Raw genomic sequence first — 10,758 nt, 5'->3', positions numbered from 1 at the left:
CAAAACGATCTATACACGCCCACCACGCGACCGCAGCACGCCATCGCCAACCCCGGCGAAAAATCGAGGTTAGAGCCTGTTTTTCGGTTGTTGTCGCCGGCCGTCGAGTTGTTTTGTTGGCTGGAGCGGTCTCCCCCGCCGTTGGATCGCGCGTTGTCCAGTGCCTGTGTACGGGCTGCATCGGTGGCCGAATCTTGTTGTTGCTGCTGGTGCCGTCGCGAGATTGCGCACTGCGCGCAGCGAACTTTGCCGTCGTCGCCGCGAAACACCCGATCGTAGGGATCGCCATCGCCGATGTGATGTTCGCGGTAGGTGTTTGCGAGTTGACGTCCTTCGCGCTCCCCTTCCCAGTCCGGCGTGTAGTCAATGCGCGCTGCTGCGCCGCCTTCTTTGGTGGAGGCGGGGTTGTCTTCGTCGCGGTGATGGTATGTCGCCGACGGGACACCGTCTTGTGCGGCGCTGCGGTTGCGTCGTATCTGGCGCTTGTCGGTCTCACGATGCACGGTCGCCGATGAGCGCCCGCTTTCGATGCCAGACAGTTTGTTGTCGAAGGTGCGCGGCGTGTGCGCCTGGGAATAGATCGTTGCCGGATTCTCACTTATATGGCCGCAGTCGTTTCTGGTGCAGGCCGGCTGGGACACGCTGGGCGGCCTGTACTCGGTCGGCGGCCGAACAGGGCCATATGGTGGTGGCTCCAGCGGGATGCGGTCGTCAGCGGAACGTGGTGGTCCCGTGGACATCTGAGGTGTGCCAGCACCAGGCTTGGGAGTGCCCACCGCAGGTGCCGATGCCGCAATCTCGTCGGCGAGTTGTGTGGGTGGGGTGGGGGTGGTTTTGGCGACGTCGATGACGTCGTCGGTATGTTTGGCGAGTTGTTCGCCGGCTTGTTCCACGCCTTCTCTGATGACCTTTTTGGCGGCGCCCTGTGGGGTGACCATGGAGGCGGCACCGAGCACGGTAGAGGCCATGCCGAGGGTTTGGTTGTCGGGCATCGCCGTGGCGGCGATGTCGACAGCGGCGCTGGAGATGTTGACGGTGGCGGCGGCGATGGCCGCTGCGCCCGCAGGACCGCCCACACCGGTGACGGCCAGGGCCACCCCGCCGACCAGCATCGCGGATTCGAGTGGGTTGTCTTTGACGAACGTACCCACGGCCTTGGCACCGGATACGGTCGCCGACAATGCCGTCGAGGCCGCCGAGGTGACGGTGTCGGTGACGGAGCTGACGGTGTTGGTGAACGAGTCGAACATCCCCTGCGGTACGCCGCCGGGCCCGGCCACGCTCAGGGGCGGGTCGACGTAGACCGGCCAGGCGGTGTCGGGTCGGGGGTCGATCACCTCGGCCAGCGCATACAGCTGCGGGGCGAGTTGTTTGACCACGTACGAGCTCGGCACGAGTTGGCCGGTGGCGTCGCGGGTTTCGGCTGGGGCGAACATGCCAACGGTTTCGGCGGACGGTGTCGCTTTGTTGATGGTCAGATAGCCGTTGGTGTGGGCCACCATCACGGTGTCGGCTGGGGTGCGCACGAAGGTGGTGACCATCCGCGGCCCACCGGGATCAGCGATTCGGGCCACGGTGCGGGTACCACCGCCGGTGTTTTCGGCCAATATGTCAAACCCGGCACCGGCATTCGGATACACCACCTGCCCGCCCGGGCTGTGCTGGGCATCGCCGAGCCCGCCCGGCAACACGATCTGCACCAGCCCAGCCGCAGTGTCCGACGTCAGGCCGGTCACCGGATGGTCGGGCAGCCCAGCGCGGCGCTGCTCGGCCGATAGCGCGGGGTCAGAGCCGACCGCGGAATCGGTGAACGCGGCCGCTGCGGCGTCGGCGAACCCTTGTGCCGCTGACACCGGCCGCGCCGCCTGATCCACCCCCGGCGAGGACGCCGGCGCGATCAGGTGAAGAGCACCGATCGTGACTGCCACCGCGCACAGTGCGGCCAGCCAGCGCACCGGCCACCCGAACCTTCCGCTTTGCTGACGGTCGTTCAGAAAGTTTCCTGAATCTGGCGTCCAGCTACGGCTATCTCTCATGCGATCCCCGATCGGCAACATGTCGCGGTAGCGATGAGCTATCCACATCCGGTATGAGACAGCACCGTAGTACAAGATCAAACACTGTCAACCTGCAGTTCAAACTGATGACAGAGCAGCATGAGACGATCTACCTTTGCAGCTTCAGCAAATAACCCAACCACCGCACGCTCCCGGGTTGGCAACCTTCTTAGGCGCTCCACGATATTGCCGACAAGCCGCTGTTTGACGTTGCCAACCAAAGGGCTGCCCCGCTCGCCTCGCCACACGACACCACCCCACCGCACCCCTGCGCGGAAACGGCGGTTCAGAAGTGACGGGCTAGGGGGCCGCCATCGTGCACTGCCGCGGCCGGTTGGCGTGCGGGTGAAATCGGAAGAGTCGCGGTCCGGGATCGAGCGGGAGGACGAACCAGATCTCGCGGTCGTTGAGCGCGAACGGTACGGTCTTGGTCCCGTACATGAACTGGCGGGCCTCCCGCAGCGCTCGAGGGTGCGTTCGATCTCGGCGCGGTACCAGTCCGAGCTGACCTCCGTGTTGGCGGCGAACTTCAGGCAGGGGAGAAAAGCGCCGATGGTGGCGTCGCCGCTTAATGGATGGCGTCCACATGACGAGCGTAAACCCGCGCGTGCGGTCCGCTATGCGCTGTACGCTCATCGCGCCTAGATGATTTACCTGCGGGTTCTCACCCGTTTTTGGTGGAGCTAAGGGGATTCGAACCCCTGACCCCCACACTGCCAGTGTGGTGCGCTACCAACTGCGCCATAGCCCCTGATGTCGTGCTCATCGAAGTTACACCACGGCTACCCGTGGTTCAAAATCGCTGGTCAGGGGACCTCACCACCCGCCTCCGGGCCGAACGCGCGGGCCGGGGTGTGCTCGGCGGGCGGCCGGTGACGGGTCTCGGGGGCGAATGTCCAGCCCACCGCCGCGAGCAGCAGGATCGCCCCGCTGACCACGAACGCCCACGAGAACGACAGGTACTGCGCGATCAGCCCCACCAACAGTGACCCGCCGATCGATCCGACGTCGGCCATCATCTGGAAGGTGGCCACGGCGGTGCCGCCGCGGGCCTTGTTGCCGATGATGTCGGCGACCGCGGCCTGCTGCGGCGCGGTGAAGATCCCGGTGGAGAACCCGGCGATGAAGGCGGCCACGAGAAACGTCGTCAGCCCGTCGGTGAAGCCGACCAGCACCGTCGAGATGCCCGCCGCGGTCAGACCGACCATCAGCAACACCCGCCGGCCCACCCGGTCGGACAGGTAGCCGCTCGGGATCACCGCGGCGACGTTGCCGATCGCGAAGGTGACCAGCGCCAGGCCCGCGACCCCGGCCCCGCGGTGGAACACCTCGGCGATGAACAGCGGCACCAACGCGATCCGCAGCCCGAACGCCGACCAGCCGGTCGCGAAGTTGGACAGCAGCGCCGCCCGGTAGGCCTGGTTGCGCAGCGCCGTGCGCAACGCCACCTTGGCGCCCTCCTCGGGGTCCGGCGCCGCCAGCGACGAGTGGCGCAGGCTGATGAACACCACCGCGGCCGCGACCAGCAGCGCGGCGCCGTAGATGACGAACGGGGCGCTCAGGCCAAGCCCCGCGGTCAGGCTGCCCAGCACCGGCCCGCCGACCGAGCCGATCAGGAAGGCCGAGGAGAACATCCCGGCCACCCGCCCCCTGGCGTCCTCCGGGCTGATCCGGATCATCAGGCCCAGCGCCGAGACGAAGAACATCGTCGAGCCGATCCCGCCGAGCGAGCGGAACAGCAGCAGCTGCCAGTAGCTCTGCGCGAAGGCACACGCGCCGGTGGACAGCGCGACGATGAGCAGGCCGTTGACGTAGATCCGCCGCTCCCCCAACCGCTGGATCAGCATGCCGGTGGCCGGGGCGAAGCACAGGCGCATCAACGCGAATGCGGTGATGACGAACGTGGCGGCGCTGATGCTGACACCGAAATGGCGGGCGTAGGCCGGCAGCACGGGCGCCACCACGCCGTAGCCGAGCGCGATGACCGCGTTGGCCGCGATCAGGACCCAGACTTCGCCGGGCAGCTTGGGTTTTGTCCGCCTCGAACAGTCACCCTCCGTAACAGAGCTCACCCGATAACTGTATTGACCAAATCTTTGGCGGCTTGCTGCACCTCCGCCAGATGCTCCTGCCCGTTGAACGACTCGGCATAGATCTTGTAGACGTCCTCGGTCCCCGACGGCCGCGCCGCGAACCAGGCGTTCTCGGTCGTCACCTTCAAACCGCCCAGCGCGGCCCCGTTGCCCGGCGCGGCGGTCAACTTCGCGGTGATCGGCTCACCAGCCAGCTCGGTCGCGGTGACCTGCTCGGCCGACAGCTGGGCCAGCCGGGCCTTCTGGTCCCGGTCGGAGGGCGCATCGATGCGCGCATACGTCGGCGCGCCGTAGCGCTCGGCGAGTTCGGCGTACCGCTGCGACGGCGTCGACCCGGTCACGGCGAGGATCTCCGAGGCCAGCAGCGCCAGGATGATGCCGTCCTTGTCGGTGGTCCACACCGAACCGTCGGTGCGCAGGAACGACGCCCCGGCGCTCTCCTCACCACCGAACCCGATGCTGCCGCCGATCAGCCCGTCGACGAACCATTTGAAGCCGACCGGCACCTCGAGCAGCTTGCGGTCCAGCCCGGCCACCACCCGGTCGATGATCGAGCTGCTCACCGCGGTCTTGCCAACCGCGGTCGAGCCGGGCCAGTTCGACCGGTGGGTGTAGAGGTAGTCGATCGCGACGGCGAGGTAGTGGTTGGGGTTGAGCAGCCCGCCGTCGGGAGTGACGACACCGTGCCGGTCGGAGTCGGCGTCGTTGCCGGTGGCGATCTGATAGGAGTCGGGGTTGTCGTTCACTTTTCGAAGCAGCCCAGCCATCGCGTTGGGCGAGCTGCAGTCCATCCGGATCTTGCCGTCGGTGTCGAGCGTCATGAATCGCCACGTCGCGTCCACCAATGGGTTGACGACCGTCAGGTCCAACCCGTGCCGCTCGGCGATCGCACCCCAGTAGTCGACGCTGGCCCCGCCCAGCGGGTCGGCGCCGATCCGGATCCCCTCCGCCCGAATGGCGTGCAGATCCACCACATTGGGCAGATCCGAAACGTAGGCGTCGAGGTAGTCGTGGCGCTGGGCGCTCTGCAGCGCCCGCGCCAGCGGAATGCGCTTCACCGCTTTGAGCCCGTCGCGCAGGATCTCGTTGGCGCGCTTGGCGATCGCCCCGGTGGCGTCGGTGTCGGCCGGGCCGCCGTTGGGCGGGTTGTACTTGAATCCGCCGTCGCGGGGCGGGTTGTGCGAAGGCGTGACGACGATACCGTCGGCCAGGTCACCGGTACGTCCCCGGTTGTAGGTCAGGATCGCGTGGCTGACCGCCGGCGTCGGTGTGTAGCGGTCGGCCGAATCGATCATCGCCACGACATTGTTGGCGGCCAACACCTCCAGCGCCGATACCCAGGCCGGCTCGGACAGGGCATGCGTGTCCCGCCCGATGAACAGCGGCCCCGTGGTGCCCTGCGCCGCCCGGTACTCCACGATGGCCTGGGTGGTGGCCAGGATGTGGGCCTCGTTGAACGCCGCGTCCAGGCTGGCCCCGCGATGCCCGGAGGTTCCGAACACCACCTGCTGCGCGACGTCGTCGGGGTCGGGTTGTCGGGTGTAGTAGGCGGTGACCACCTGGGCGACGTCGATGAGGTCTTCGGGTTGCGCCGGTTGCCCGGCCCGCGGATTGGCAGCCATGGACCCGATTCTGCTCCCTGCCGGATGTCGGTGCGTGCCGGTCGCCGAGTTGCCGCCATACTTTTACTCCATGTTCGGGATACGCGGCCATGACCCCCGAGAGTTGGCCGCGGTGTTCGTCGGCGGAGCGTTGGGCACCCTCGCCCGCGCCGGTCTGGCGGTCCTGACGGCTCCCGCACCGGGTCACTGGCCGTGGCCGACCTTCACGGTGAACATCGTCGGCGCATTTCTGTTGGGCTACTTCACCACCCGCCTGCTCGAACGGCTGCCGGTGTCGAGTTACCGCCGTCCGCTGCTGGGCACCGGGCTGTGCGGCGGACTCACCACCTTCTCCACCATGCAGGTCGAGACGGTGTCGATGCTCGAGCACGGACACTGGGGCCTGGCCGTCGGCTACACCGCGGCCAGCCTGGTCGGCGGGCTGCTGGCCGTCGCCCTCGCCACAGCATTGGTGCGTCGCGTGCGGGCGCTGACATGACGGCCCTGGTGTGGGCCGGGGTGGCGGTGCTGGGCGGCGCGGGGGCGGTGTGCCGCTTCCTGCTCGACCGGTCGGTATCCGCCCGGGTCGGCCGCGGTTTCCCGGCGGGCACCCTGGCGGTCAACCTCAGCGGCGCCCTGCTGCTGGGTTTTCTCGGCGGGCTGGCGCTCAGCCCGCACACCGCCCTGCTGGCCGGCACCGGATTCGTCGGGTCCTACACGACCTTCTCGACCTGGATGCTGGAAACCCAACGCCTGGTCGAGGAGCGCCAGGTCCGGTCCGCGGCGGCCAACATCGTCGTCAGCGTCGTGCTCGGCCTGGCGGCCGCGTGGCTGGGCGTCTGGCTGGGGGTTCGACTGTGAGTCGCACCCGATCCGAGGACTATCTCAAGCTCACGGCCTACTTCGGGGAGCGTCAGCGCCACGGGCACCGGTTCGCCGCCGATGCGCTGCTCGAACTCTACGGCCGCCACAACGTCGCGACCGGGGTGATGCTGCGCGGTATCGCCAGCTTCGGCCCACGCCACCAGCTGCGCAGCGACGAGACGCTGAGCATGTCCGAGGATCCCCCGGTGGCCGTCGTCGCGGTCGATGCGACCGACAAGATCGCGGCGCTCGCCGAACACACCGTCGCGACCATTCCCCGCGGACTGATCACCGTCGAACGCGCCCAACTGGTCGGCCCCGACACCGCGGAACCCTCGATTCCCGAGACCGCCAAACTGACCATCTACGTGGGCCGTCACCTCCGGGTCGACACCGCGCCCGCCCACCGCGCGGTGTGCGAGGTGTTGCACCGGCACGGCTTCGCCGGCGCCACGGCGTTCCTCGGGGTCGACGGAACCGCACACGGGCAGCGCCGACGCGCCCGATTCTTCGGCCGCAACAGCGAGGTTCCGATCATGATCGTCGCGGTCGGCACCGGCGATCAGGTGGGAGCCGCGCTTGGCGAGTTGAACGGTTTGCTGGAACGGCCGCTTGCCACCGTCGAGCGTGCACAACTGTGCAAGCGGGGCGGTGAGTTGATTGCCCGTCCGACTCCGCTGCCGCGTGCCGACGCCAAGGGCCGGGCCCTGTGGCAGAAACTCATGATCCACACCTCCGAATCCGCACTGCACCAAGGCGTTCCCATCCACCGCGCGCTGGTCCGCCGGCTGCTGGACTCCGGAACGGTCGGCGGTGCCACCGTGCTTCGCGGCGTGTGGGGCTACGGCGACAACGGAAAACCTCATGGGGACAAACTGTTTCAACTCGGTCGGCAGGTTCCGGTGACCACCGTAGTGGTGGACGCGCCGGAGCGGATCTCCGCCGCGTTCGACATCGTCGACGAACTCACGGCCGGCGCGGGCCTGGTCAGCGCCGAGATGGTCCCCGCCGCCACCACGGTCGACGCCGGACGACGCTCTGGTAGTACCGATCTCGCCAGGCACGACTACTAAAACGCGGGGGTAAGCCTAGCCTAGGCTTACCTCCGGGTGTAGCGTCCGACCCCATGCCGCCAACTACACCTGAATCGGTCAGTGCCGCGTTCACCGAGATCCTGCGCGACGATATGAACGTCGATGTCCGCCGGGTCACCCCGCAATCCCGCCTCGTCGACGACGTCGGGCTGGACTCGGTGGCGTTCGCTGTCGGCATGGTCGCGATCGAGGACAAACTCGGCGTCGCACTCTCGGAGGAGGACCTGCTGAGCTGTGACACCGTGGGCGATCTGGAGGCCGCGATCCTGGCGAAGATGCCCGCCGCGCAGAGCAGCCAGTGAACCCGCTGTCGGCAGCGCTGTCGGAGTCGCTGAGCACCAGCAGCGCCGACCTCGTCCTCTACGACACTGAAACCGGTACGTGGGCGCGCCATCCCTGGGCACAGGTGCATGCCCGCGCCGAGAACGTCGCCGAGCGGATCGGCCAGGACGGTTCCACGGCCGTCGGCGTGGTCGGCGAACCGACCGTCGAGGTCGTCGCCGCCATCGTCGGTGCGCTGATCTCCGGTACGGCCCTGTCGATCCTGCCCGGCCCGGTGCGCGGTTCCGACCCCGACCAGTGGGCCCGGTCGACCCTGCAACGTCTCTCCGGCATCGGCGTCGGAACCGTCTTCAGCCACGGCAGCTACCTGGAACAGTTGTGCGGCGCGGGCAGCACGTTGGTGATCCACGACGACATCGAAACCGCCCACGCCCGCCGATCCACCACATGGGATCCGAGCACCGCCGCCGACGAGTTCGCGGTGCTGCAGGGCACCGCCGGTTCGACCGGCGTCCCGCGCACGGCGCAGATCGCCCCCGCGGCCGCGCTGGCCAACATTCGCGGCATCCATGAGCGGATCAGCGTGTCCCGCAACGATGTCGGCTGTTCGTGGTTGCCGCTCTACCACGATATGGGTCTGGCGTTCCTGCTGACCTGTGCGCTCGGCGGGTTCGAGCTGTGGCAGGCCCCGACCACGGCCTTCGCCGCCTCCCCGTTCAACTGGGTGCACTGGCTCACCACCAGTCGCGCCACCATGACCGCCGCACCGAATATGGCCTACGGCTTGATCGGCAAGTACTCGAGCCGGCTGGCCGATATCGACCTGTCACCGCTGCGGTTCGCGCTCAACGGCGGTGAGCCGGTCGACTGCGAGGGCACCCGGCGGTTCGGCACCGAACTGGCCCGCTTCGGATTCGACCCCGGCGCCCTGTGCCCGTCCTATGGTCTTGCCGAATCATCCTGTGCGGTATCGATTCCGGTTCCCGGCCTCGGCGTGCTGGTCGACGAGATCACCGTCGAGACCGAATCCGGTGCGCATGTGCAGCAATTGGCCGTTCTGGGCCAGGCGATCCCCGGCATGGAGATGCGGATGCGCCCCAGCGCGGACAATGCGGGCATCGCCGACCGCGAGGTCGGCGAGATCGAGGTCCGCGGTACGTCGATGATGTCGGGATACCGCGGCGAGACGCCACTGCGCCCCGGGGACTGGTTCCCGACAGGCGATCTCGGCTACTTCGTCGACGGTGGGCTGGTGATCTGCGGGCGGGCCAAGGAGCTGATCACGGTCGCCGGACGCAACATCTTCCCCACCGAGATCGAACGGATCGCAGCCCAGGTGGCCGGCGTTCGGGTGGGCGGTGTGGTCGCCGTCGGCACCAACGAACGTGCGGTGCGGCCCGGCCTGGTGATCGCCGCCGAGTTCCGCGGCACCGACGAATCCGAGGCCCGCAGCCAGGTGGTGCAGCGGGTCGCCTCCGAATGCGGTGTGGTACCGGCCGATGTGGTGTTCCTGCCGCCGGGCGCACTGCCGCGCACCTCCTCGGGCAAGCTGCGCCGTCTGGAGGTCAAACGACATCTTGAGAGGGTTGAGGCATGACCGCGACAGCACCGTCGGGACCGGCTACCACCACCGTCGACGAGTACCGCGACCTGCTGGACCGGGTCTTCGACGATCAGGTGAAGGCCTGGACCGCCGAAGCCGAGGAGACCGAACGCTTCCCGCGTCAGCTCATCGAACACCTCGGCCGCAACGGTGTGTTCGCCGAGAAGTGGGGCGACGGCCAGCAGCCCGATGTGGCCAAGCTCAACGAGCTGGCCTTCGCGCTGGGCCGGACCGGATCGGCGGGCATCGGTGTCGGTGTCAGCCTGCATGATTCGGCGATTTCGATCCTGCGCCGATTCGGCCGGTCGGACTACCTGCGCACCATCTGCGAGCAGGCCGTGCACGGTGAGGCGGTGCTGTGCATCGGCGCCTCGGAGGAATCGGGCGGATCGGATCTGCAGATCGTCGAGACCGAGGTCCGCACGGCCCGCGACGGATTCGAGGTCAAGGGGATCAAGAAGTTCGTCTCACTGTCGCCGGTCGCCGACCACATCATGGTGGTGGCACGCAGCGTCGATCAGGATCCGGCCAGCCGGCACGGCAACGTCGTCGTGATCGCGGTCCCCACCGCCGAGGTCGAGGTGCAGACGCCGTACCGCAAGGTCGGCGCGGGCCCACTCGACACCGCCGCGGTGCACATCGACACCTGGGTGCCCGCCGACGCACTCGTGGCGCGGGCCGGTACCGGGTTGGCCGCGATCTCGTGGGGGCTGGCACACGAACGGATGTCGATCGCCGGCCAGGTGGCGTCCGGATCACAGCGGATCCTCGGAATCACGCTGGCCCGCATGATGAAACGCCGCCAGTTCGGCCACACCCTCTACGAGCACCAGGCCCTGCGGCTGCGGATGGCCGATCTGCAGGCACGCGTCGACCTGCTCCGCCACGGCCTGGCCGGGATCGCCGCGGCGGGCAAGCTCGACCTGCGCGCCGCGGCCGCGATCAAGGTGACCGCGGCCCGGCTCGGCGAGGAGGTGTTTTCGGAGTGCATGCACATCTTCGGCGGCTCCGGCTATCTCGTCGACGAGACACCGCTGGGCCGGTGGTGGCGCGATATGAAACTGGCCAGGGTCGGCGGCGGCACCGACGAGGTGCTCTGGGAACTGGTGGCCGCGGCGATGAAACCGGACTACGACGGCTACGCCGAACTCGGCCAGGACTGAA

General features: G+C 68.0%; 8 protein-coding genes, 1 tRNA gene and 1 pseudogene. 6 read left to right on the top strand and 4 right to left on the bottom strand.

Going from position 1 to position 10,758, the window contains the following annotated elements:
* The 4 genes from ACWDTP_RS20550 to pgm form a co-directional block, all read right to left on the bottom strand.
* Nucleotides 1-1,955 (bottom strand): NucA/NucB deoxyribonuclease domain-containing protein (locus tag ACWDTP_RS20550; RefSeq protein WP_450023066.1); only part of this gene is annotated, 1,955 nt, incomplete at its 3' end.
* Between the two features lie 777 nt (nt 1,956-2,732).
* Nucleotides 2,733-2,808, bottom strand: a tRNA-Ala gene (locus ACWDTP_RS20545).
* Between the two features lie 55 nt (nt 2,809-2,863).
* On the bottom strand, nt 2,864-4,129 hold the full coding sequence (locus ACWDTP_RS20540; protein WP_450023064.1) for an MFS transporter: 1,266 nt from the start codon (nt 4,127-4,129) through the stop codon (nt 2,864-2,866).
* Entirely contained in the window at nt 4,126-5,772 is a 1,647-nt protein-coding gene (gene pgm, locus ACWDTP_RS20535; protein ID WP_450023062.1) for a phosphoglucomutase (alpha-D-glucose-1,6-bisphosphate-dependent), read from the bottom strand. Before pgm ends, ACWDTP_RS20540 begins: the two co-directional genes overlap by 4 nt.
* Before the next feature lie 70 nt (nt 5,773-5,842).
* Between pgm and crcB (ACWDTP_RS20530) the strand changes: the two genes are divergently transcribed.
* From crcB (ACWDTP_RS20530) to mbtN, 6 genes and pseudogenes are all read left to right on the top strand, one after another.
* Nucleotides 5,843-6,250 carry a fluoride efflux transporter CrcB gene (gene crcB / locus ACWDTP_RS20530; RefSeq protein WP_450023061.1) on the top strand — a complete coding sequence of 136 codons (408 nt, stop codon included), beginning with the start codon at nt 5,843-5,845 and terminating at the stop codon, nt 6,248-6,250.
* The gene (gene crcB, locus ACWDTP_RS20525) at nt 6,247-6,612 is read left to right on the top strand and encodes a fluoride efflux transporter CrcB (RefSeq protein ID WP_450023059.1); all 366 of its coding nucleotides are present in this window, start codon (nt 6,247-6,249) and stop codon (nt 6,610-6,612) included. Before crcB (ACWDTP_RS20530) ends, crcB (ACWDTP_RS20525) begins: the two co-directional genes overlap by 4 nt.
* The gene (locus ACWDTP_RS20520; RefSeq protein WP_450023057.1) at nt 6,609-7,688 is read left to right on the top strand and encodes a DUF190 domain-containing protein; all 1,080 of its coding nucleotides are present in this window, start codon (nt 6,609-6,611) and stop codon (nt 7,686-7,688) included. The genes crcB (ACWDTP_RS20525) and ACWDTP_RS20520 overlap by 4 nt, the downstream gene beginning before the upstream one ends.
* A gap of 41 nt (nt 7,689-7,729) precedes the next feature.
* A pseudogene (locus tag ACWDTP_RS20515) lies at nt 7,730-8,011 on the top strand (acyl carrier protein); the annotation flags it as partial.
* Nucleotides 8,012-8,016: 5 nt separating this feature from the next.
* Entirely contained in the window at nt 8,017-9,588 is a 1,572-nt protein-coding gene (gene mbtM, locus ACWDTP_RS20510) for a long-chain-fatty acid--ACP ligase MbtM (protein WP_450023074.1), read from the top strand.
* On the top strand, nt 9,585-10,757 hold the full coding sequence (mbtN, locus tag ACWDTP_RS20505; RefSeq protein WP_450023055.1) for a mycobactin biosynthesis acyl-ACP dehydrogenase MbtN: 1,173 nt from the start codon (nt 9,585-9,587) through the stop codon (nt 10,755-10,757). The genes mbtM and mbtN overlap by 4 nt, the downstream gene beginning before the upstream one ends.
* Nucleotide 10,758 lies beyond the last annotated feature (1 nt).

The sequence above is a fragment of the Mycobacterium sp. NPDC003449 genome (assembly GCF_053588415.1).
Note: the sequence above shows the minus strand (reverse complement) of the source record. Positions and strands in the feature narration are given on the sequence as shown.

Bases quoted from the DNA above. Each gene is read 5' to 3' on its own strand.
- pgm (WP_450023062.1), bottom strand. From the start codon at position 5,772: ATGGCTGCCAATCCGCGGGCCGGGCAACCGGCGCAACCCGAAGACCTC.
- crcB (WP_450023061.1), top strand. From the start codon at position 5,843: ATGTTCGGGATACGCGGCCATGACCCCCGAGAGTTGGCCGCGGTGTTC.
- crcB (WP_450023059.1), top strand. From the start codon at position 6,247: ATGACGGCCCTGGTGTGGGCCGGGGTGGCGGTGCTGGGCGGCGCGGGG.
- mbtN (WP_450023055.1), top strand. From the start codon at position 9,585: ATGACCGCGACAGCACCGTCGGGACCGGCTACCACCACCGTCGACGAG.